This window comes from Rouxiella sp. WC2420, assembly GCF_041200025.1.
Taxonomy (GTDB): domain Bacteria; phylum Pseudomonadota; class Gammaproteobacteria; order Enterobacterales; family Enterobacteriaceae; genus Rouxiella.
In genome coordinates this window covers 2,139,294-2,162,876 of sequence record NZ_CP165628.1, presented here as the reverse complement: position 1 = coordinate 2,162,876, position 23,583 = coordinate 2,139,294, and the positions used below count along the sequence as shown (strand labels likewise).

Below are 23,583 nucleotides of genomic sequence, written 5' to 3'. Positions count from 1 at the left end.
TTACCTGCTTATTAGGAATTAAAAAATGGCTAGCGATAACAAAAGCAAACTACAAGAACTACAAGCACTAAAAGGCAAATTCGTTACTGGATTAATTCCTAATGAAACGGATTTTTCCAACCTTATTAATCTCGCTAATACCGCAAACACTGCATTAGGCTTGAATGAGAATGGCACCTCCCGAACACCGTTAAGCGGATTGGATTTTAATGGCCAAAAAGTCTTAGAGGTTAAGCTTGTTAACGAATCAGGTTTAACCATTTCCGATACGGGTCTAGGTGTAAAAGCTGGAACAGGTGTAAAAGTTGATTCAAATGGTGTAAGTATCGAGGTTGCTTCCGGTCAAGGTATAGAAGTTACTAATGGAAACATTATTCAGGTTAAGCCCTGGCCAGGTGTAGAGCTTGTTGACAAGCAGCTTACCCTTAAAGTCAGTAAAGGATTAAAGCTAGGTGAGCTTGGCATTGAACTAGATATTGGTTCCGGGCTTACAACTACAGGAAACGTTTTAGATGTCAATATCCCAGCACCTAGCACTACAAGCAAATCAGGGTTGATAAAAACCACTGAAGGTTTGAAAATCAATCTGGCAACTGGGGATAATAATCTTACTATTAATGCTCAAGGGGAGCTGACTCTGACGCCTGCTGCCATTGATGACATTAAAGCGGGGAGTAAATCTAAATTTGTCAATGCACTCGTTAAAACGGTTACAAATGCTATTGATAAGAAAATAGTACCTAGTAATACGACAGAATCACTTAGTGCAACTGAAGATTGGGATGCCCCTATTACTCGGCTGGTTAATGTTGCCAATGATTTTGGCCAAAAGGCCATTTTTAATGCTAAAAATAAGCTTCAAGCAAAACTAACAACTTATATTAAAGACTCCAGTAAAGTTTCAGTAAGACCCACTAATGATAACTTAAGGATTAATTTTTCATACATAGAAAACGATTATGGGCTTTATTACGATAGTACACGCTTCACCTTAGATACCTTAGCCAGCTTTTGGAGTGAAGACGGTATTATTGATTATGCAGATAATAGTTTTGATGCCGATTATGGTATAAAATCATCTAACTTTCATACACCAGGGTTTTATGCTTTTGCGGGAAAACTATCTGGTCCAGGTCAAACAGCAACAAAAGATGCAAAGGGTAAATACCTAACCGCCAATGCAATTATGGTTTATATTGGTACGAAAGATTTTGTTTACACCGTTGGCTATTGGGATTTAAGCACTGAAGCACTTGAGTTTTATCCGTTTGAGGCTGAACCTGCGAATAATGCAGAAACAAGGAAGAGTGTTAATTTGGCAATAGATTCGCCTATCGAAAAGATAATATCTGAAATCTCCAAAGATAACACACTCACTTTAGATGTTAAAGGGGGTAACGGGGGTGTTAAAAAATATGCAATAATTAAAGATGCAACAGAAAAAGGAATTAATTTAGATACTGAAAAAGGTATTTTAACTTTTACCAAATGGTTACCTGATCCAATAACCATCTCAGTTACAGAACTTTCTACGCGAGTAAAAAACCCTGCACCTCCTGTAGAGGTGTCAGTGAAGATAAAGCCTATAAAAAGCAATGGATTAACTCCACCGCCGGATGTAGATTTTAGAATAGGAAGTAAAAAAACATACGAAATAAATCTTGTGGATAAAATTAAGGGAAGAGATTTGGAAAATAATGTTCTTCTTCCTCTAGAATTTACCTCCACAAATCCTTCCATAGTCGAAGTTTCTAACCAAGGAGACATCACAATAAAGGGTCATGGAGCGAAGACATACATTGATGTAGTCCAGAAAGAGACTAAATTACACGCCAAGCAAACCTGTAGATATGGTTTAGATATTTCTATGGACATACCAACTACTGATTTAACATTTAGATTTGTTTCGAATGATGATTCTTATGTAACGTTTGCAATTCGCACAAACAATCCAGATGGAGATATAACAGTTGCTTTAAATATTATTTATCCAAATGATCCTAAAGTATATCAACTAAGCACAGATTTGGAATTTAATAAAACACTAGACAGATATCTATTGCACATTTATGCCAATACTATTGGAGGACTATCAGCCTCAAATCCCCATCTTCAGGTTTATTTGTCAGTTTCTCAAGCTGCATCAAAATCTGGTTTATATTTGTCTGAATCTATAAAATATGACATTCTTCCTTAACAAATAATTTATTGGCCCCCAATGCTAAAAATAACCCTATTAGCTGCCGCCATTTTTATATGCGCCTATCTATTGGGAAGTGCCTCGGTATATCCGCCGTGGCGCAGCCCGACGGAATATCCGCTGGATTTTCGCGTGGTGTCTCCTAAAGGGGCGACGGTGGCGACCATGACCAGCGAGCGGCGGTCGATAATTATCGTGCCGGATGCGCGTAGCGGTGCGAATGCCGATTTGCGTATTTGCCCTGAACCGCCCGCTGATGCCGCCGACAATGTGGCGTCAATGCTCACCGGCAGCGCCAGCGGGTCGGCCGGTGCACCGAACGGGGAAAACAAAGGCAGCGCCGCCCTGTCCTCCGGCAGTTCGGCGGCGCTGGCCTCAATCTTTGCCCGCTCGCAGGGTATCGAACTGTTTCGCGACGGCTCTAATGTACTGTGTCTGGCATGGCTTAACGATATTTACAACAACGGCGACGTCAACGCCTGGCGCAGTGACTTTGAGCTGCTATTAAAAACCTCGTCGATGCTGATTTCTCAGGAGATTGCGCAGGACCAGTTTAATAAACAGGTGCAAACCCCGCTGCCGGTAGTGGCTGTGGTACCCACTGTGCCCAACGTGCCGATTGCGCCAAATGAGCCAACCGTACCTATTATGCCCATTGGCCCTAATGTAACGGATTTGCCCTTCCCGACGATGATTGCGCCACCTGTTGATCCTTTGGTTGTTCCAGACCCTGATTTGACTAAATAAGTTTCGCAAATAATTTACATTAATGAATCCAAGATCATTAAATATCGCCAATGATTTGTTTTCCTCCCTAAATAATTAAAACAAGAGAAGGCTTCCACCTATCTATTTGCAGGGTGATCGCCTTAAATTAACTATGCAGAACAATAATACTATTAATTACCCTCCGGGCGAGCATTCTAAAAAATGCCCCTAATTAGGAACTTAAAAAATGAATATTAGTCCGGCTGGCGTTGAGCTGATTAAACAATTTGAGGGCTGTAAATTAAACGCCTATCAGGACAGCGTAGGTATCTGGACTATCGGCTATGGTCACACGCTGCACGTTGAACCTTACGACGTCATTACTGGCTCGACCGCCGTGTTAATGTTACTGGATGATTTAAAGCCGGTGGAACATGCTCTGCATACCCTGGTGCTACAGCCAATTACGCAAAATCAGTTTGATGCACTGTGCTCATTTATTTTTAATTTAGGCATAAAAGCCTTTGGTGGATCTACTCTATTAAAGAAATTTAATATCTCAGACTATTCCGCCGCGGCCGACGAAATAAGTAAATGGAATAAAGCCGGTGGCCAGCCGCTCGCTGGGCTAACCCATCGCAGACAGGCAGAGCGCAGTTTATTTTTACAAAAATAAATTTCTCTCTCTGTTTTATCAGGTGGCACTGTGCCACCTTTTTTAAAAACGGTTACCGTTACATAATCACAAGATATTAGTTGTTGCACTGTGCCACTGCTGATATATCAAGACAAGCAGCAGCATTATTAATATTTCAATCACGCATTTCTAAGGAATTAATATCATGGCAACTAAAGTTGAAGAAATTAAAAACACTTACCCAATGACCGCGTATCGTTTTCTTGTTACCGTCGGTGGTGACAAAATGGCATTTAACAGCGTTTCAGGTCTTGAACAGTCTGTTGAAGTTATTGAATATAAAGACGGTACCGGTGGCTTATTTCAAATGCCTGGTCAAACAGCATCAATGAATATTACTCTTAAGCGCGGCCTGCTGCAGAAACAGTCCCAGCTTTATCAATGGATAAATAGCATCTCGGCAAATCTGGTAGAGAAGAAAGATATTTCTATTTCCCTGACCGACTCCAGCGGAAATACACCGTACATCACCTGGAACGTGGTTAACGCCTTCCCCACTAAACTCTCTGCCCCTTCCTTTGACGCCACGAGTAATGACGTAGCCTTTGAAGAAATGTCGCTGCGTGCCGATCGTATGTCGGTTGAATATCACTAATTCAGTGAATGGGTTTTAAACCTGCTTCTGATTTAAACATAGAAGGGAATTAAAATGTCTGATTTAGTTATTAATTATCCAGGTGTTTATGTAAAAGAAGACACCTCTCTGTCTCTGTCGGTCGGCAGCAGCGCTACCGCTGTACCGGTTATTTTCTTTAAGTCTACAGATCTTGATTCCATCCATATACTTACCGCTGTTGACAGTTGGTTATCCTTTATCAAGCTCTATCCCACGGATAAATCGGTGCACTATCTGACTGCGCTGGAAAAATCGATGCGCAGCTATTTCGATAACGGCGGCGGTCGCTGTTATATCGCACCTGATGAAAACAGCAGTGATAAAAGTTATTTAGACAATTTAGCTAACGCCATACTTGGCAAAGGAGATGTGACCCTGCTGGTACAGGCTGGAACGCCAAGCGAATCGTTTGAAAAAATTGTCGGGCAAGGCAGTTTGAATAAAATCTTTGTCATCTACGATGGAGTTCCAAACGTTGATAAGGACAGTAAATTTGTAGGCAATCCCAAATTAATATACCAAGGTTATGCAAGAAAAGATCAGGGTGCCGTTTACTACCCCGGCCTGAAAACCACGCAGTATCTCCCGCCTGATGAAAACGGTATTCCCACCGTTTCTTACGTCTCGCCTTCTGCCGCCGTAGCGGGCGTTTACTGCAAAACCGACAGCCTGCGCGGCGTATGGAAAGCCCCGGCCAACGTGGCGATTGTTGGCGGCCTGACCCCTGAGTTCAATATCACCGATGCACAGCAGGGTGTGCTTAATGATGCAGCTGGCGCCGTCAACGTTATTCGCCAGTTTCGCAATGGCGATACGCTGGTGTGGGGCGCGCGGACTCTGAGTAGTGATGTTAACTGGCGCTATGTGCCGGTACGTCGACTGTTTAACGCCATTGAAGTAGATATTAAAACGGCGATGCAGCCTGCTATGTTTGAACCTAATGTTCCCATCACCTGGGAAAAAATCCGCTCGGCGATTGACGTCTACCTGCACAGCCTGTGGCAGCAGGGCGGCCTATTTGGCAGCAAACCCGAAGAGGCCTATTTTGTTAAAATTGGCTTAAACAGCACCATGAGTGAGGAAGATATCAACCAGGGTAAAATGGTGGTAAAAGTCGGTGTCGCCGCCGTGCGCCCGGCCGAGTTTATTATTCTTGAGTTCAGTCAGTTTGTTGCCAATAGCTAAAGCAGGTAACGAGTATCGCTTTCTGTTCAGGCATTTATTCTATGGCTCACTGCGGGGATACGTTTATCCCCGCTATTTTCACCGGGCGTTTATTTTAAGGACTGTTTATGTCTATTATTCCGGCGATCGCTGTCAATCAAAATATTGAAAACCATCCCATCGGTGAAAACGAGACGGTGGTACCGGTATTTATCTATTTATCTGCATCTGCATCTACATTTAGCAGCAAACTGCAATTAGTCGCGGATTACGATCCGTTATCGGTTTTCGTCAAAAGTTTAATTAACAAGCAACCCATCACCAATAATGCGCTAAAACTTTATTTTGATAACGGTGGCGGACCCTGTTTTGTCTATGAAATGCCTTATACCGCAGAGCTAATCAACGTGACGTCGCAGACCGATTATGCCTCACTTCTGGCCCCCCTTTTACAACAGCCTGAAATCACCTTATTAGCCGTAACTGATCTACAGCTGCTTGACGTTGTAAAAGATGATGATAAAACCGGTAAAAATTATGCCGCCTTCTGGACTCATTTATTAGAGGCGGTTGCGGTGCGTAAGGATATTTTTTGCCTGATTGACGCCCCGGCCAGTATTGCAGCCTGCAAGGCCTTTAAGGCGGCAATGGGTAAGGTTAATACCAGTTTTGCCGCCGCCTATTGGCCGCATTTGGTCTGTGATTATCCCGTCAACGCAACATTAACACCCTCAGAATGGGCTATTTTACCCCCTTCGCCCGCCGTTGCCGCAGTGATGTATAAAACCGATCGTGATGTTGGCATCTGGAAAGCGCCAGCCAACCTTGAGATTGAACATATTGTCAGCCCACAGTTTGATATGTCTTACGGCGATGATGTTTTTACTGATGACGAACCCGCCTCAAAGACGTCACGGCTTAATTACATTCTCAGTTTTGCAGGGTTTGGTACGCGGATATGGGGCTGCCGCACGCTACAAAGTGATGCCACTAAAGGGATGCTTTATATACAACAGCGTCGCCTTATGACCTTTATTGAACGCAATATGCGTGAGCTGGCGAATTTCATGATGTTTGAACCTAATAATGAAATGACCTGGTACAAATATAAAGGCGTGGCTAATGACTGGCTGCGTCAGCTATGGAAAAGCGGGGGATTATTTGGCGACAGTGAAGAACAAGCCTGGAAGCTGGAAATGGGGCTGAATGAAACCATGACCGTGGAAGATATTAAACACGGCATCATTCGTATCACTATCTCCGTCAAAATCCTTAACCCCGTTGAGTTTATCGATTTAAAACTCACCCTTTCAATTAACCAACCCACTGCCTTGGTTAATTCTGGGTTACAGCAGTACGAGGTAAGCCAGTGATGAATACTAATAATATTTATAAGAACGCAACAGAACCGATGGTGGCACATCGTTTTACCGCCACCTTCTTTTTAAAAAATGTACCCAGCCCGTTTGACCTCAGCTTTCAAAGCATTTCCGGTCTGGGTCGAACCCTTAATGTTGAAAGTTTGCAGGAGGGCGGCGATAACACCGGCAACCTGCATCTTCCTACCTACGTAACCCACGGAAATATTGTGCTGGAACGCGGTGTGATGGTTGTCACCCCACTGACGTTGGTTTTCGACCAGATGCTGGATGCCTATAGAGACAGCCATAGCACAATCGTTATCTTATTGCTTAACCAGCGCAATACGCCGGTCTGTAGCTGGACGCTAACCAAAGCCCTTCCGGTTCGTTGGGATACCGATACCCTCGATGCCAACAGCAACAAAATATTAATCAATACGCTGGAACTGGCTTATGAAAATATGCACTGGTTCGGAGTAAAAGCCTGATGATCGAGATCCGTAAGCTGACTATTGAAGCCCGTATTACCAGTGAAAGCAAAGGGCAACCCACGGGACTGCCTGCCGCAGGCGGTCATCTTAATTATTTTGATCCCCATCAGCAGATTTCAGAGATTGTGCAACGGGTGATCGAACAGCTGAAAGATCAACAGGAGAATCGCTAATGGCCCTTTTCAGCAAAGCTTTGGAAAAATTGACTATCGTGGCTTATGCCAGCGACGTCGTACCACACAAAGAATTGGGATCGGTAACCGCCACTTTTAACCCGGAGTCTATCAACTTCAGTTATCAGGCGGAATATGAGTCGATGGTGCCGGTGGATCAGTCTAAAGCCTTCCCTTCGTTTCGGCATCTTAAAAACGGCAATCTCAACGTGACGCTACTGTTTGACACCATGCAAGACAGTAAGCATTCGGTAAGCCAGGAGGTGACTAATCTCAATGCGCTGTGTACCAGTATCAACGGGTCTACCGGTGAAACCAGCTTTCTTGAGATAAAATGGGGCAAACTGTCGTGGTCAGAGATGGACTCGCTTTTTTGGCGCATGACCGATATGACGACGACCTACAAGCTGTTCCGACGCGACGGATCGCCGCTTCGTGCCGAAGTCGCGCTGGTACTGACCCCCTGCCCGCGTCCGGTAAAAAGTGGTATTAGCGGCAAAAATGCCCCAGGATATACGATTATCCCTCAAGCAAAATCTTATCTGCCAGTGCTTGCTGCGACTTCAGTTATTGCCATGGCGGCAGCGGAATCCAGCTATCTGGCGCTGGCGCAGATGAATCCGCAGCTTGACAGTCTTAACGGCATGAAACCGAAACAGCTGTTAAAAGCCTCTACCGGTGTCGACCTATGAACAATTTTGCAGTGCTCTTTGGCAAAACCAAACATACGCTCGACTCCAAGGTTGCCACTCTCATCTCGCTGGATACCACCAGCGCGGTCAATCAGATTCCCTATGCAGCGTTAAGCTACACTCTGCCTGCCAATGCGATGCACAGTAAAATGTTCGATACGCTGACAACGGTCGCCAAAACGTGCGAAGTGGGCAGTGAAGTCGAAATAACCAAACTAGGCGAGCTGCTGTTCGCCGGCATCGTCACGCAACAAAAGATAAGCGTCAAAAATGGCAAGCCGACAATCAACCTTAAACTTCGCCACCGGCTATTTGCATTACAAACGCTGGTGCGTAGCCAGGTATTTGTTAATAAATCCGACATGCAGATTTTCGGCCAGCTGCTTAAAAGTGAACAGTTGCATGTCGCGCCCAGCGCGACGCTTGGCGTGATGCATGAACAAATGGTGCAACTCAACTGCACCGACTGGCAATTTGTGCGCACGCGGCTTAAGGCCAACGATGTTTGGGTGCTTCCTCACCCAGCCTCGCTGGCGTTGGTTGAACCCAAGATTGGGACGGCTCTCCCTCACGGCATGCTGACGCCAAAAGGCGGCAGCATGATGCTCAACAGCGTGCAATGGCAAACGCATTATGTCGATATGGCCAAAGGGGTAAATGTTCACAGCTGGGATACCGACAAGCAATTGTTAAATTCGGTCAAATCGAAAGCCCCTGCGCTGGGGACCGGTCCTTTTGATCCGGGTAAAATAAAATCCCTTAGGGATCAGCCCTGGGATGTCTTCTACTCGATGCCGCTGACCCATAAAGAACAAAGCGCCCTGGCGAATGCCATGGTGAATGCCGAGCTGGCAGGCGGCGTTCAAGCCCATTTTGAAATGCCCGGCACGATTAAGCACAAGCTCGGCGATACGGTAGAACTCAGCGGCTTTGGCAGTCACTTTAGCGGCAAGGCCCTGCTGACCGGCATTAACCATCACGCTGAAAACGGTAAATGGACCACCACGCTGCACACCGGCCTAGAGCCAGCGGTGGCGGGTGACGAGTACTATGATTTGGTGCCAAAAGCAGAAGGACTGTTTGTGGGCGTGGTCGGCGAAATGAAAGAAGACAAACAGTTTCGCATTCAGGTGCAAATCCCCGCGCTGGGCAAAGACAGTCTTCCCTTATGGGCGCGATTCTCTCAGCCCTACGCCAGCAAAGACAGCGGGGTCTGTTTTTATCCTGAAAAAGACGATGAGGTAGTGATTGCGTTTTTTGAAGGCGACCCGCGTTATCCGGTGATCCTTGGCTCCATGCATAACGCTAAAAACAAGCCACCGTTCGCCTATACCAAAGACAATGAGCAGCGCGGTTTTGTATTTGTGCATGAAAAAGAAAAGCAGTCCCTGCTGTTTGACCGCAAAACTTCGCAGGTAAATCTTGAAAACTTTTCCGATGAAAAGGCGAATCATCAGTCACTGATGCTCGATGCCAAGGCGATGATCGTCAATCTGCAAAATAATCTCGCTTAGGCGGAGAAAAAACAGTCATTGATATTGGACGCGGAAAAAATGCAGGTTCATTTGCAAAACAACGTTGCCGCCGAGGAGAAAAAGCAGTCGCTGCTGCTTGATGCCACCGCGATGCACATTCAATTCGACAATAACTTTGATAACGCCGAGAAAAAGCAAACTCTGTTGCTCGACGCCAAAGAGATGAAGATCAATATCGATAACGTTAAAGAGAAACTGCTGCTGCACAGCGGCGTTGCCCTCTCTAGCAGCGCCGACAATATTGCGCTGAAAGCCAAAAAAGACATTACGCTGGAGGCGACTGCCGGGGTCGACGTTAACAGCGAGAATCATACCATCAAGGCCAAAAAAGCCTTAAGTCTTGAATCAATGGATACCACCCTTAAAGGCAACAAAACGCTGACGCAAAAAGGTGGTGAAGTGAAGGTCAGCGCCGATCAGGGCCTGGCTCTACAGGCAACACTCGCCTTCAAAGCTCAAGGTGCCAGCGTAGAAGTTTCTGGTCAGAGCACCGTCAAAATTAAGGGTCCTAAAGTCGATTTAGGCCCATAACTTTCCCCCTTCAGTGGAGAAATGCAATATGAACAGTGATATTAGCAAAGGTATTTATGGTCAAGGTTGGGCTTTCCCTCCTACTTTTTGCATAGAAGGCAAAGAAACAACTGAAAATGGCGTCGAGGTTAAATCCGGCGTTACGCTATGCTCGGGCGTTAATGACGTGCAGCAAAGCCTGATCATTCTTTTAAGTACGCAATATTATGAACGTATTATGCGCATGGAATACGGCAATGACCTGATGCAACACATGTTTGATAATATTGGCGAAGGGCTATTTGAGAAAATTAGAAAGTCGCTAACGGTGAGTATTCTGAATAATGAGCCACGAGTCGTGGTCGATGTTATCACCATTACCTCAGACCGCGTTACGCCGAGCAAACTGTCGATCATTATTAACTATCACCTTTTTGACAATAATGTATTACATCGCCTGTACGGTATGTTGGATATTAAAGAAAATATGACCGGGGTCTGGCGATGAAAGATATTATTTTATGCAACGGTGACACAGTGATGTTTGATCCCGCCTTTGGCCCGGCGATTGTCACTATGACTGGGCCGGTTAAAATTACCGGCAGCGGACTGGCAACAATTGGCGGTAAAAATATCTGCGTGATGGGCGACCACCTCACAGTAAGCGGCGACTGTACCTATATCAATGGCGCTTTCACTACTCCCGGCACGGGTAAACTGACCATTGTTTCGCTCTTGCCGCCGCAGATGTTGCCGACAATTAGCGCGGGTAATAAGCCAATGATGGTTAAGGGGCAAAAGTTTATTGCGCTATTCACCCGATTGTCGCCGGCGATTAATCCTGCGGGGCCGAGCCCTGTTCCTGACCCAACGCCAATGCTGCCAGGAAATGGCATGTTTATGCCCAGCCAATTTCAGGTAATGGGCGGTTAGTTCACGGCATTTCACCTCAGGCTAAGCGGCTCTCTTCCGCCTGTTTATATTAGGCCAATATTCTAGACTGAGATTATTAATCTATAAATCAGCACGCTTGCGGGTTCTTCGGGGGCATATTGTCAAATAATAACCAGGTCATTGAACAAATTCATTTTGCTCTGCGAACTAATGACGCATTGGCGAAAAAAATACAACAACGGTGTAGTGAAATATTTCATTATCGCATCAAAAGCTTGCTGCATAGATTATTATCCCAGGCCGACAGTCCGTTGAGTGATAAAATTATTGACGCCATCACGCTCGACCTTGGCGATATTCCTTTGGATGAATTCGAAGATCAACTCTACGAAAAAATAAAACAACAACTTCCGGGCTTTCTTACGCCAGCGGCGTTGACCTCGGCGTCTAACGCATCGACGCCCGCAGTCCAGCGCGCATTTTTAGAAAAAAATACTCACCCAATACGACCGGATAATAAAGCAGCGTCTGCTTTGGAAATAAGTGCGCCAGGCAATGGCTCTGATAATCCCTTTACCCTGCTGACTGATTATTTAGCCAACGGTATTTTTGCACGGCCTAAGGAATGGACAACTCCGGCAGGGGCAGACGGCTGGTTAATGCTGTTGCTGTCTCTTGCCCCCATCGGACAATCGGCTTCAGGCCAGGGCCTTGCCCCCCTGACGAACCTGCGTGCAATGCCGTCGCTTTTCACCATGCCCGATCTTGACGCCGTGGCTCTTGAACACGCGCGCTATCAACTGGCGCAGTATTGCCTGCAAAAGCGCGGCAGCCAGCGGCTGCTGCAAACCTTTGGCCCTGCGGCACTGAAACGTTTGCAACAATGGTTTATTGATGGATTACCGGCCAACGAGCGACAGTTAGTGGCAGCAAACAATCCCCACTCTACTCTTGGCGATATTGCGCTTATGGTGCTGCAACGCCTCACCCAGCAAATCGGTTACCCCACGCTGGCACTGGCAGAACAGGATATCCTCTGGCCAACTTCGTTGAGGGAATGGCAGCGCTGGCTTGGCATCCTGCTGACCGCCTCCTCCGCCTATTCGCGTATCTTGTTGTACAGCATGAAAAAGCTGGAAAATCTGCCGCGACTCAGCGTCACGCTGATTTCAGGGCTCAATCACGCTGAGCGCGAGAAGCTGGTGCCGCTGCTGCAGTACGCCCTGGGTTTTAAAAATATTGAAAAAGAGCTGACCAAAACTCACGCTCTCGCACTGCTCAGAGAATTTCCGGCTTTGGTGTCGATCGAACGGGGCGACATTCCGTTTAGCACTATCGAAAAGACTATCGCGCTCAAAGACAGCGCATTACCAGAACATGCCGACGAACACACTCGCCCGGAGTCCAAAGACCTCAGCCAGGTAAAACATCTTGTCGAGAACGATCCATTGGCAGTCAGCAATGCGGGGATCGTTCTGCTTTGGCCGCTGTTGCCGCGCCTGTTCGACCAATGGGGATTACTCCACAACAAGGCCTTTATTTCACAGACAGCCCGCAATAAGGCGGTGTGCTGGCTAGACCATCTTATCTGGCAAGACGGTATGGCAGCCGAATGGCGCACGCCGTTTACACAGTGGCTGTGCGGATGGCCGCAGGACACTGCGCTGGAATGGTTTCCGCCCGATGAGGCTATCGAGCAAGAAATTACCCTGTTTCATTCCACGCTACCGATGCTTATTCCCAGCCTGCACCGCTGTTCACCCAACGATATTCGACAAATGTTTTTACAGCGCGGCGGTGAACTGACGCTTATGAAACGCGGTTGGACGTTGACCGCCGATGACGATGCTATCGATATTCTATTACGTGACCTGACTTGGCCGATGCGCGAAGTGCGTTTTCCCTGGTTAGATGAAACGCTTTTCGTCAACTGGTTATAAAACAGTCTGACATTACAACAACGGGAAGGGTTATGTTAAACATTATTGAGTATGAAAAGCCTGCAATGACAGCGGCATCAGAGGAAGACAACCAATGCTTAAACAACCTGTTAGCGCAAATTGAGCCTATTGACCTGCTGCTGCAGCGGCAACTTGTCAAGCTGTCGTCAAATGAAGACAACTCTCAAAAACTGGACGATTTTTTGCTGTCTCACGAGATGCTGGACACCCAAAACGCTTCCCTTAAGGGTGCTCCGGTTTGGGCTGATGCTGTTTCAGAACCGATTCTTAGCCCAATTATCATGCAGGCAGAGGCTGATGCCTCCAACCGGGTAGGTCAGTTATTCAGCCGATTTAAACTCAATGTTGTTGAAAGGCACGTGCTGCTGCTGTCGCTGATTGCCGAGCTCGACCCGCGTTATCACCCGGTTTTTTGCTACCTGCAGGAAGATAACGACAAGAAATGGCCAACCAGCAACTGCCTTGCCACACTACTTTGCAGCAATGTTGCCCAGCGGAGTCAGCTACAAAGAACGCTGCTGGAGGATTCACCGCTTTTTCGCCACCGGCTTGTCTCCTCCGTTGACAACGCTGGCGTGGCGACGACTTTTCATCATCAAAGAATGCTGCGGGTGGTGCCAGCGGTTTATCATTTTTTACTTGGCCATACTGTTTTGCCCACCGAGCTTGCACACTGTGCCAACTGGCTATCACCCGCTCCTGGCGCAATGCAGACGCAACCGGCTCTCACCGCGCAACTGGGTACATTCCTGGAGGCTCACGAAGAAGAAAGCATCCAGCTTGGTCTATCCGGTATTGAGAACGATAGCCGTATTACCGCCGTAACGCAGGCGGCCAGCCAACGTAATATGCGCATACTGGCACTGGACTTTACACAATTACCTGATGACAAAGAGGACGCCTGGAACATTTTTACGCTACTTCTGCGCGAAAAAACCCTGGGTGGCGGATATCTGCTGCTGCGCAACCTGTCTGATATCGGCAAACAGGCTGCTCTGCTGCTGCCGCAGTTTTCCCAGCGCCTGCTGGCAGAAAAACAAGTCGTCGTGGTATTGCAGAACCACGGCGCGGCCGCCGACTGGTTAGCGGGCATGCCGCAAATGGTGTTCAACGTGCAAAAAGACAGCCTTGATCAGAGCGTAGCGCTGTTGCAGGCCAACACCGCAGAGTTTGCGATTGAGCCGGGTATTGACTTTGCCGACCTGCTTACGCGCTTTACCCTCAACCCGGAATCAGTAGGCCACGTGGTGCAGGAGGCCGATCTGTATCGTCAGCACAGCTCCACGCGCGAGCAAATTAATGCCCAGGATTTTAACAAGGCGTTGCGTTTGCGGGCACAGCAGAACTTTGGCAATTTGGCACAGCGTATCGAGCCAACACGAACCTTTGATGATTTAATCGCCAGCGACGATTTACAACTTCAGCTTAACGAAATTCTGGCCGCCATTCGTCAGCGTGGCGGCATACTCAGTAAAGGTTTTGACAAGAAAATTGTTTACGGCACCGGCATCAGCGCACTGTTTTACGGCGACTCAGGCACGGGTAAAAGCATGGCGGCGGAAGTGCTGGCACGCGAGCTGAAAGTCGATTTGATCAAGGTAGACCTCTCGGCGGTGGTGAATAAATACATCGGCGAAACAGAGAAGAATCTGGCCAAAGTGTTTGATCTCGCGACCAGTGATGCGGGCGTGCTGTTCTTTGACGAGGCCGATGCGCTGTTTGGTAAACGCAGCGAGGTGAAAGACGCTCAGGACCGCCATGCCAATATCGAGGTCTCTTATTTGCTGCAGCGGCTGGAGAGTTATCCGGGACTGGTGGTGCTGGCAACTAACAACCGTTCGCATCTCGATCAGGCCTTTTCTCGTCGTTTGACCTTTATTACCCGCTTTACCCCCCCTGACATAGCGATGCGCCAGAAAATGTGGGCCAACATCTGGCCCAAGGACATTACGTTAGCCGCCGACGTTCACTTTAATGCATTAGCCCACAAAACAACGCTTACCGGCGCGAATATCCGCAATATTGCACTTTTAGCCAGTTGGTTGGCACAGGATAACAACGACGGCGTGGTCACCAAAGCACATATCGACCTGGCCCTGCAGCGCGAACTTTCCAAGCTGGGACGGGTTATCTGAATATTTATCATTAATTTTATGAGGTGATGTGATGAGTGAAGAAAATGGCACAGGTCCTGGAACCCCGGGAGAGCAGAAAAGCGCGTTAACAGATGAGCAATTAGCGGCGAACAAACCAAGTTCAGAGCAGGCCACTAAACAGAATGAGGCTATTTCGGCTTCAAATGACCATGATGAAAAAATAACGTTGGATGATGCTAACTATGACGATGGCGACAATCACTTTTTAGTCACCCTTAATCGCGCAATTACCGCATTAATTCAAAGAGATAAGGTCATCAATGATGCAAAAATAGACATCTGGTATGACCTGCCTGAAAACGATGACAAAACTCCCGATGGCCCAACGATTTGTATCTATCTGTATGACGTTAAAGAAAACTCCTCTATGCGCAATGGGGAAAGCGGCAGTCGCGGTTACATTCGAAATAGTCATACCCTGAAGTTGTATCATGGGTATCTGCACATTCAATGCAGCTATCTGATCATTTTTTGGGATAAAACATCACAGCAGACTATTGCCAATAACCAGAATGCTATTATCGCCAGCAGGATCGTGACTGCGCTGCTCGATACCTATCATCTCGAGAAAATTCCCGAGTTTAACCATTTCCCTGATTATGACGCCCGTTTTATCCAAAGTTCGGAGCAGATGAACAGCATCAGCAACTTTTGGCAGTCGTTGAAACAACGGCCAAGGTTGTGCCTGAGCTATGAAGTTACGGTGCCGGTTTTGATCCCTGAACAGACTGGCGCAAAAGCCCCAATGCCGATCACAAAGCAGGCGTTGGATATCTTTGCCTCTCAGGACAAACCGGTTAATCCGAATGTCGATAACTCGGATAAACCTGCCCCTATAGAAACGGTAAATATCACCTCAAAGCCATAACCGATTCTGAAAAAAAGCCCCCGAACCTATAGAGGATCAGGGGCTATTGATGGCGAGAAGGTTAAACCTTATTTCGCGTCAAAATTCTCTGCGTGTTCTTGTTCCAGCGCTTTGACTTCTTTCGCGCGGTTACGCAGACCAAACCAGCCAAACACCAGCAATACAACCAGCAGAGGAATGGTCGCCACGGTGTAGGTACCGTTTGGATAGTCAAACGCCATCAGCACCAGCACGCTGAACAGGAACAGCAGGGTCAGCCATGAGGTCACTGGCGCGCCTGGCATCTTGAAGGACACGTCTTTCGCCTTGCCTTCTTTAATTGCCTTACGCAGTTTCATCTGGCAAACCACGATAAAGCCCCACGAGCTAAGAATCCCCAGTGACGCAATGTTCAGTACAATCTCAAACACCTGCGACGGCACATAGTAGTTCAGCACGACGCCAACGATGTAGATGGCAACGGTGACCAGAATACCGGCATAAGGGACCTGCTGCTTGCTCATGCGCGACATGAACTTAGGGGCAGAACCGCCCATCGACAGGGAGCGCAGAATACGACCGGTAGAGTACAGGCCAGAGTTCAGGCTCGACAGCGCCGCTGACAGCACCACGATATTCATAATGGTGCCGATGTAAGGCACACCCAGCTTGCTGAAGAAGGTCACGAACGGGCTTTGGCCTGCCTGATAGGCATTCCACGGCAACAGCAGAACCAGCAGCACAACGGAACCAACATAGAACAGTGCGATACGCCAGATAACGCTGTTAATCGCTTTCGGCAGAATTTTTTCAGGATTTTTGGTTTCGCCCGCCGCAGTGCCCACAAGCTCAATGGCGGCAAAGGCAAAGACCACGCCCTGCACTAACACTAGCGCCGGTAACAGCCCGTGCGGGAAGATGCCGCCGTTATCGGTAATCAGATGCAAGCCGGTAGGTTGACCCGCCAGCTCTTTACCGCTGCCCAGGAACACCACGCCAACAATCAGGAATACGGCAATCGCAGCAACTTTAATCAGCGCAAACCAGAACTCCATTTCGGCGAACCATTTGACGCCTATCATGTTCATGGTGGCGACAATTGCCAATGCGCCAAGAGCAAACATCCACTGTGGAACGTCGCTGAAAGTCCCCCAGTAGTGCATATACAGCGCTACGGCGGTGATATCGACAATGCCGGTCATTGCCCAGTTGAGGAAATACATCCAACCGGCAACGTAGGAGGCTTTTTCGCCAAGGAATTCGCGGGCATAAGAAACAAAGCTGCCGCTGGTTGGACGGTGCAGGACCAGTTCACCCAATGCACGAAGGATAAAGAAAGAGAAAATACCACAAACCAGATAGACCAGCGCCAACGCCGGACCGGCCATTTGCAAGCGCGCACCGGCACCTAAAAACAGGCCAGTACCGATCGAACCACCGATAGCAATCATCTGAACCTGACGATTGCCCATGCTCTTGTGATAACCTTCCTCATGAGAATCCAGCCAACGCCTTTTGGCTGCGTGTTTTTCTTCCGCAGTTTTTTTATGTCGTTTCATTTCTTACCTGTTCTCCAAAAGAATTCTTTCACGCCCGGCCTTCAACATGAGCAAACGATTGCAATTGCTGACGCCTATCGTGGCTTTTCACCACTGTATTATTCTTGACCTACCAAGGTTAATTTTGAGTTAACGAAGGCGACGGCGGAAGATGCTACCCTATTATCTTGGAGTGTGGCAAAAAAAACCTCATTTTAAATCGCTATTAATCGTCTTATCAGTACGATATTTTGCCATTCAGCGCATTTATTGAACGAAACATCCCCAGTGCTGCCGGGGATGCTTGTGATCAATTTCATATTTCAGGCAAAAAGAGCGAGCTTGCCGACCAGCTTTCTGACCCCTTTTTTCTCACCGGCGATCGCCACGCCCAACAATACAAGCTGCTGTTCTGTCTGCATTGCCACCGCTTCACGGAACTGTTGATAGTTGGTGGTTTGCTGTCCGTCTGCCGGAAAAATCGTCATGTCGTAGCCTTTTTCACCGCCGCTGATGAGTAAATTTGTGAGCTCCAGCTCAGAAGCGCTGAGCACGCTAATGCCGAGCGGGATGAGTCCGGGGTAGCATTTACCGTCTGCAACCTCCAACGGTTCACCAATCAGCTCTGGATGACGCTGACCGAGGGTCATGGCCAATACGGCGGCAGCATTGGCGGCCTTTCCAGTGGGAAGATCCTGATTAAGCACAATCACCAGACGTTCTGGCAGTGCAAATTGATTTTCAGGGGTGTCTTGAGTCAATAATTCGGCAGACATTTAGGCTTTACTCCATCTCACAAATAAAGGCTGATTGTCTTGTATGCAGCGGGTTTAGTCTGGAAGATTTGTGCAGATTTGGCGATATTGCGCGGGAGAAAGTCGATAGGCACGTCGAAACCAGCGCCCAAGATGGCTCTGATCGGCAAATCCCAATTCGGCGGCAACCTGAACCGGTTTCTCGCCCTGCGACAGGCGAATTCGCGCCTCGGCCAGCCGCAGCTGCACCAGATAGGCGTGCGGCGCCATGCCAAACGCCTTCTTGAAAGCGCGGGTCAACGTGAAACGATCGGTCTGGGTGATCACGGCCAGGTCCTGCAAGGAGAGGTCCTCATGCAGGCGGCTGTGCATAATTTCGCGGGCCTGATGGGCGCAGGAAATCGCCTCGTGCGCGCTGGCGGCTTCGGCTCGCCAGTGAATATGTGGCGCGAGATGGGCGAGCAGATTATCCAGTGCGCTTTGCTGCACAATTTTAAACTCGCCAAAATGGAGCAGCTGAAAAGTCTGGGCAATGCTTTGCGCCAGGCGGGGATCGCTGTGCAACGTTTTGGCAAAAGACAGTTCATAGCTACTGGGCGTCTGGTGAAACAGGTGGCGGATTTCGCGGTCAAGCCAGGCAGGACTGAGATAAAAGGTCTGATAGGTGAATCCGCCTTCGGCAGGCGCGTCGCCATCGTGGATTTCGCCGGGTTCCAGTAAAAAGATGTCGCCGGGTGTGCTGGTGATTTTATTGCGTCGGCAGTGAAACTGCTGGGTGCCTTGCTGAGTCACGCCCACCAGATAGCTGTCATGCCAGTGCGGATCATAGGCATGACCTTCAAAATGCGCCTGAATAGTTTCAATCTGGTATTCGGGCGAATGGCGAACATCAATCCAGTCGTTGCTCATCAGCGTTGATTCAGCGATTTATTGCGGGATTAAAAACTCTCCCCTCGATAAAGAGGGAAGAGAATACAGGGTATTATTTTTCTTGCAGCGATTTAGTGCGGTTGGCAAAGCTCTTACGCAGCTTTTGCAGTTTTGGTGGGATCACCGCCATGCAATAGCCATTGCGCTGGCCCGCACCGTCCCAGTAATCCTGATGATAGTTCTCGGCAGAATACCAGGTTGAAATAGGTTCAATAGCGGTCACGACCGGCACATTGTGATCCTCCTGCGCACGCGCGATGGCGGCCACGGCTTCGACTTCCTGCTGACCATTCAGCGGGAAAATAGCCGAACGGTACTGAGTGCCGATGTCATTACCCTGACGATTCAGCTGGGTAGGATCGTGGGTGGCGAAGCTGATATCCAGCAGGTCGCCGTATTTAAGCTTATCCGGATCGAAACCAATACGGATCGCTTCGGCATGGCCAGTTTCGCCGCTGCACACCTGTTCGTAGGTCGGATTAGGCGTAGTGCCGCCAATGTAGCCGCTTTCTACAGTTTCAACGCCGATAACGTCTTTAAATACCGCTTCGGTACACCAGAAACAGCCGCCAGCTACAATTGCATACTCAATAGTCATTGTTTTTTCCTCTGCTAAAACTCGGTGGTGGTTGCACCCTGCACACAGGCTACACTTTTAAAGTAATTTGAACTAGTGGGTGGGTGAGCAGTATGTGCCGTGGAGAGAAAATAAGGTGGCGAACAGGCGTCTAAAAGTGTTGTACCGGTCAAAAAAAGCGCCGTTGGAGTAAACTCTGCTCAACGGCGCCTGCGGCTAGATTTTACGGCTCATGAAACGCACTAACAGGCTGGCGGCTCCGGCCAGACACGCCAGCGTAATGACCCCCGGCCATCCTCCCAGCTCAAGTGCTTTACTGCCCAACGCCGATCCTGCCGCCATGCCAATAAACACCACGGTAAACAGCAAGGCGTTGAGGCGACCGCGCGCGGCCGGTTCTAGTCCATAAACCAGCGTCTGGTGCGAGACCAGCGACGCCTGCACGCCGAGGTCAAAGCCAATGGCGCTGAGGACAATTAGCGCCAGCTGGGCATGAGGAGAGAGCAGCGGCAGCAGGAACATCGCAGCAAAAGACAGCATCACCAGCGCGGAGCCAATCTGCGTGACGGCGGCCGGTCCCTGTTTGTCGGCCAGTTTGCCGGCAAGCGGTGCTGCCAGTGCACCTGCGGCACCCGCTAACCCGAAAGCACCGGCAACGCCGCTGCCCAGGTGATAAGTGTTGTTGAGCATAATGGCCAGCGTTGACCAGAAGGCGCTGAAGGCAACTGACAATAATCCCTGTGCCAGTGCGGCACGGCGCAGCGTTTTATACTGCAGCCACAGGTGACGCATCGACAGCAGCAAGGCCGGATAACTCATCCCGGTGCCCGGCGTAAATTTTGGCAATACGCGCCACAGGGCAATACCGATAAGCGCCACGCTGATGGCCGCCAGCTGGTACATAGCTCGCCAGCCAAAATATTCGGCGACTACGCCGCTGACCACGCGCGAAAGCAGGATCCCAACCAGTAAGCCGGTCATCACCGTGCCGACGGTTTTCCCTCGTACCGCCGCCGGAGCCAATGCCGCGGAGGCAGGCACGATGTCCTGCGCCAGCGTCGCTGTTGCACCAATCATCAGGCTGGTGAGAAGCAGGCTGTGAATGTTGGGGGCAAAGCCACAAATCAATAGCGCAATCGTCAGTAACAAGCTTTTGATCATGATAATCAACCGGCGATCGAAACGGTCGCCGAGTGGGATCAGCAACAGGATCCCCAACGCGTAACCGATTTGCGTTAGCGTTGGCACCATGCCGGTTTCCGTGAGCGTTGCATTCAGCCCCGGCCCGATAATGCTCAGCATGGGTTGACAGTAATAAATAGAAGCAACGCTCAAGCCAGCCCCAGCGGCCAAGGTAAATACCATTTTTCCGGGAAGCGCGGGCTCTTCCTCAACGGCGATGTCAGGTGTGCCCTGTAATTCAGACATAATCATTGTCCTACTAAAGTGGGTGGGAATTGTTATTGTGATTACCGGATGCATTTTCCATTAGCGGGCACAATAGTGGTAGTCAGCTCCAGGGTAAAACTGTTATACGTAGTACGTATGAGCATATCTTCAATTGGCGGCATAGACCGCATAGACCTGATGCATACTTTTATACGCATCGTGGAAAGCGGCAGTCTCTCGGCTGCGGCTCAGCAAATGCAGACCAGCCAACCTACCGTGAGCAGACGGTTACAGACGCTGGAGCGCATGCTGGGCGCAAAACTGATCCTGCGAACGACTCACGCCATGAAGCTAACCGATGACGGCCTGCGCTGCTATCGCCACGCCAAGATGCTGATTGAAAAATGGAGCGCGCTGGAAGATGAGCTGCGCGGCACTGTTGATGAGCCGGAAGGAACTTTACGCGTTCGTGCCCCGCACGCTTTTGGACAGGACCAGCTCATTGCCCCACTGACCGAATATCTGCAACGCTATAGCAATATGTCGGTGGACTGGATGCTCAACGACAGAACGCCGGATTTTATCTCTGAACACATCGACTGCATGATCCAGGTGGGCGAAATCACCGACCCTTCCATGGTAGCAGTGCTGCTGGCTGAAGTGCCGCGCATTGCCGTAGCTTCCCCCGCACTGCTGGCGCGATATCCTGAAATTCAACGAATTGAAGACTTGGCCGTGCTGCCCTGGGTTGCATTAAGCACTTATTATCGTAACGAGGTGACTCTTCAACATAAAGATAGCGGACAAAGTTACCAGTTCGATATTGCTCCAAGAATGAGTACCGACAGCCTGTATGCTGCTCGCAAGGCTGCTGAAAATGGGCTGGGTGCGGTTTTGGTATCAGCATGGATTGTCAGTGACAATATTGCCGACGGCAGTCTGCTGCATATTCTGCCGCAATGGGGAGCAAAGCCGCTGCCAGTATACTTAATTTACCCCTATGCCAGCTATTATCCGGCAAGGCTATTGAAGTTCCTGGAGCTGATACGAAAAGTCATGCCGCAGCTAAGCGGAACTCGGCCAGCGGGTAATACCTAATTTCCTGGCGACAAGTTTGACCGAATTTTTTGCAGTAGATTTTGCAGAGCCCCGTGCTAAATAGACTCGAATTGCAGTTAAATTAATCGCAGTGTCAATTGCCGAGTATTATTCGAATTCTTTTTGACCGATTGTCTAATAATAAGGTTAAGAAATCGTAAGGTTGTTTCTAATTAGAACTATTGCATCACTATCGACAGTTATTTCAGGATGAGGAATAGCTTTTGAAGCGGTTTTCAAACATAAGCCACTACAATAGCCCAGTGATGACCATACAAAATTTTGTTTGGTTTATTCAAAAAAACTCCGACTTTAACCTCATTGAGGTGTTGCGCGGCAGGCTTAATCGTATTATATATACTAAATGTGCGGTCTAGGGTTGAGTTTCACAAAAATGCAATCAAAAAACCTTGAAAATTATAATCTTTCGTAAAAAAAATGCTCTGGCTGTGCCATTATCAACTTGCTATCATGGCACGATATGACGGTGCTTAGTTAAGCGCCCCTTCACATAGTCACGAGGCTGATACAACGTTGCTTAAACCTGTAGAAAGTGAGATTACCTTAAAGCGTTTATCGCCTGGGCAAGTAACCTGCGCTCGTGCGGACGGCACGTTAAAATCCATCGCTCTATTCTCATCTGTAAAAAATAACAAAAGTGTTATTTTAGATCACCATCAGTTGCTGTCGACTTTTATAACGCTCCTTATTTAATTTTTAATGATGCATGAGCTTCATATTTCGAGTAATAAATATACGTACAGCAGCAATGAACTTAAGCTTTCCAGAGTATTTGTTTGGAAATAGTCGGATGTTGCTTATAGGTAAAGTCTTAAAAGCGGGTTTTAAACCCCCTAAGACATTGGTTTTACAGTACCCTGCTTCCGCTAAAGCGAATTTGACAGTAAAGTTCACTTTCACGGAAGAGGTGTGATAACCGGAAAACTTTGTATTATGATTTCGGATTCATCCACTGACCAAGCAATGATTGTTTTCGTAGTCTAGAAATGTCAAAACATCAAGCTGGATAAGTAATAATACTTTCCTCGCGGCATTAGACTTTCATGACTGATGAAATAATTTAGCAAAGTTATTTTCTTTGCAGATCAAGGGCTGTTATTGTCTGTTGGCTGAAGTTTTACTGAGATTATATACATCATTTTTAGTGCATTGGTAGCTACGAGCCAAGGGCGGTAGCATATCTTTTTCTCGGCAATGGTCTGGTACTTCAGCATAACGCGCTATTTCTTACAATTTTCTGGTTATAAGTATTGGTATTTCCTCTTTGAGA

General features: G+C 48.2%; 22 protein-coding genes. 17 read left to right on the top strand and 5 right to left on the bottom strand.

Annotated elements, in window-relative coordinates; genetic code table 11:
* Positions 1 to 25: 25 nt before the first annotated feature.
* From AB3G37_RS10030 to AB3G37_RS09955, 16 genes are all read left to right on the top strand, one after another.
* Positions 26 to 2,197 (top strand): hypothetical protein, encoded by a 2,172-nt coding sequence (locus tag AB3G37_RS10030; protein WP_369790560.1) that lies wholly within the window; start codon positions 26 to 28, stop codon positions 2,195 to 2,197.
* 21 nt (positions 2,198 to 2,218) lie between these two features.
* On the top strand, positions 2,219 to 2,947 hold the full coding sequence (locus tag AB3G37_RS10025; protein WP_369790559.1) for a hypothetical protein: 729 nt from the start codon (positions 2,219 to 2,221) through the stop codon (positions 2,945 to 2,947).
* Positions 2,948 to 3,155: 208 nt separating this feature from the next.
* Positions 3,156 to 3,584 (top strand): lysozyme, encoded by a 429-nt coding sequence (locus AB3G37_RS10020; protein WP_369790558.1) that lies wholly within the window; start codon positions 3,156 to 3,158, stop codon positions 3,582 to 3,584.
* 166 nt (positions 3,585 to 3,750) lie between these two features.
* Complete coding sequence (locus AB3G37_RS10015; RefSeq protein ID WP_369790557.1) at positions 3,751 to 4,200, top strand: phage tail protein; 450 nt, start codon at positions 3,751 to 3,753, stop codon at positions 4,198 to 4,200.
* 54 nt (positions 4,201 to 4,254) lie between these two features.
* Positions 4,255 to 5,406, top strand: coding sequence for a phage tail sheath family protein (locus AB3G37_RS10010; protein ID WP_369790556.1), 1,152 nt, complete (start codon positions 4,255 to 4,257; stop codon positions 5,404 to 5,406).
* A gap of 107 nt (positions 5,407 to 5,513) precedes the next feature.
* On the top strand, positions 5,514 to 6,758 hold the full coding sequence (locus AB3G37_RS10005) for a phage tail sheath C-terminal domain-containing protein (RefSeq protein ID WP_369790555.1): 1,245 nt from the start codon (positions 5,514 to 5,516) through the stop codon (positions 6,756 to 6,758).
* Positions 6,758 to 7,234: a phage tail protein gene (locus AB3G37_RS10000; protein ID WP_369790554.1), complete on the top strand. Its 477-nt coding sequence runs from the start codon at positions 6,758 to 6,760 to the stop codon at positions 7,232 to 7,234. Before AB3G37_RS10005 ends, AB3G37_RS10000 begins: the two co-directional genes overlap by 1 nt.
* The gene (locus AB3G37_RS09995) at positions 7,234 to 7,410 is read left to right on the top strand and encodes a DUF5908 family protein (RefSeq protein WP_369790553.1); all 177 of its coding nucleotides are present in this window, start codon (positions 7,234 to 7,236) and stop codon (positions 7,408 to 7,410) included. Before AB3G37_RS10000 ends, AB3G37_RS09995 begins: the two co-directional genes overlap by 1 nt.
* Positions 7,410 to 8,102: a hypothetical protein gene (locus AB3G37_RS09990; RefSeq protein ID WP_369790552.1), complete on the top strand. Its 693-nt coding sequence runs from the start codon at positions 7,410 to 7,412 to the stop codon at positions 8,100 to 8,102. The genes AB3G37_RS09995 and AB3G37_RS09990 overlap by 1 nt, the downstream gene beginning before the upstream one ends.
* On the top strand, positions 8,099 to 9,616 hold the full coding sequence (locus AB3G37_RS09985) for a phage baseplate assembly protein V (protein ID WP_369790551.1): 1,518 nt from the start codon (positions 8,099 to 8,101) through the stop codon (positions 9,614 to 9,616). Before AB3G37_RS09990 ends, AB3G37_RS09985 begins: the two co-directional genes overlap by 4 nt.
* Positions 9,617 to 9,655: 39 nt before the next feature.
* Positions 9,656 to 10,168: a hypothetical protein gene (locus AB3G37_RS09980; RefSeq protein WP_369790550.1), complete on the top strand. Its 513-nt coding sequence runs from the start codon at positions 9,656 to 9,658 to the stop codon at positions 10,166 to 10,168.
* 28 nt (positions 10,169 to 10,196) lie between these two features.
* Entirely contained in the window at positions 10,197 to 10,655 is a 459-nt protein-coding gene (locus tag AB3G37_RS09975) for a GPW/gp25 family protein (protein ID WP_369790549.1), read from the top strand.
* Positions 10,652 to 11,080 carry a hypothetical protein gene (locus AB3G37_RS09970; protein WP_369790548.1) on the top strand — a complete coding sequence of 143 codons (429 nt, stop codon included), beginning with the start codon at positions 10,652 to 10,654 and terminating at the stop codon, positions 11,078 to 11,080. Before AB3G37_RS09975 ends, AB3G37_RS09970 begins: the two co-directional genes overlap by 4 nt.
* A 119-nt stretch (positions 11,081 to 11,199) precedes the next feature.
* Positions 11,200 to 12,981, top strand: coding sequence for a contractile injection system tape measure protein (locus AB3G37_RS09965; RefSeq protein WP_369790547.1), 1,782 nt, complete (start codon positions 11,200 to 11,202; stop codon positions 12,979 to 12,981).
* Positions 12,982 to 13,013: 32 nt separating this feature from the next.
* Positions 13,014 to 15,137 (top strand): ATP-binding protein, encoded by a 2,124-nt coding sequence (locus AB3G37_RS09960; RefSeq protein ID WP_369790546.1) that lies wholly within the window; start codon positions 13,014 to 13,016, stop codon positions 15,135 to 15,137.
* Positions 15,138 to 15,168: 31 nt separating this feature from the next.
* Entirely contained in the window at positions 15,169 to 16,026 is an 858-nt protein-coding gene (locus AB3G37_RS09955) for a Pvc16 family protein (RefSeq protein ID WP_369790545.1), read from the top strand.
* 68 nt (positions 16,027 to 16,094) lie between these two features.
* Here the strand turns inward: AB3G37_RS09955 and ansP are convergent, their stop codons facing one another.
* From ansP to AB3G37_RS09930, 5 genes are all read right to left on the bottom strand, one after another.
* The gene (ansP, locus tag AB3G37_RS09950) at positions 16,095 to 17,564 is read right to left on the bottom strand and encodes an L-asparagine permease (RefSeq protein WP_369790544.1); all 1,470 of its coding nucleotides are present in this window, start codon (positions 17,562 to 17,564) and stop codon (positions 16,095 to 16,097) included.
* Between the two features lie 302 nt (positions 17,565 to 17,866).
* A complete protein-coding gene (locus AB3G37_RS09945) occupies positions 17,867 to 18,319 on the bottom strand; it encodes a DUF2000 domain-containing protein (RefSeq protein WP_369790543.1) in 453 nt (150 codons plus the stop codon).
* A gap of 54 nt (positions 18,320 to 18,373) precedes the next feature.
* Positions 18,374 to 19,207, bottom strand: a complete 834-nt coding sequence (locus AB3G37_RS09940) for an AraC family ligand binding domain-containing protein (RefSeq protein WP_369790542.1) — start codon at positions 19,205 to 19,207, stop codon at positions 18,374 to 18,376.
* A 73-nt stretch (positions 19,208 to 19,280) separates the two neighbouring features.
* Positions 19,281 to 19,826 (bottom strand): peptide-methionine (S)-S-oxide reductase MsrA, encoded by a 546-nt coding sequence (msrA, locus tag AB3G37_RS09935; RefSeq protein ID WP_369790541.1) that lies wholly within the window; start codon positions 19,824 to 19,826, stop codon positions 19,281 to 19,283.
* 195 nt (positions 19,827 to 20,021) lie between these two features.
* On the bottom strand, positions 20,022 to 21,233 hold the full coding sequence (locus AB3G37_RS09930; protein WP_369790540.1) for an MFS transporter: 1,212 nt from the start codon (positions 21,231 to 21,233) through the stop codon (positions 20,022 to 20,024).
* A gap of 117 nt (positions 21,234 to 21,350) precedes the next feature.
* Here AB3G37_RS09930 and AB3G37_RS09925 point away from each other — a divergent pair, with 117 nt between their 5' ends.
* Positions 21,351 to 22,292 carry a LysR family transcriptional regulator gene (locus tag AB3G37_RS09925; RefSeq protein ID WP_369790539.1) on the top strand — a complete coding sequence of 314 codons (942 nt, stop codon included), beginning with the start codon at positions 21,351 to 21,353 and terminating at the stop codon, positions 22,290 to 22,292.
* Positions 22,293 to 23,583: the final 1,291 nt, after the last annotated feature.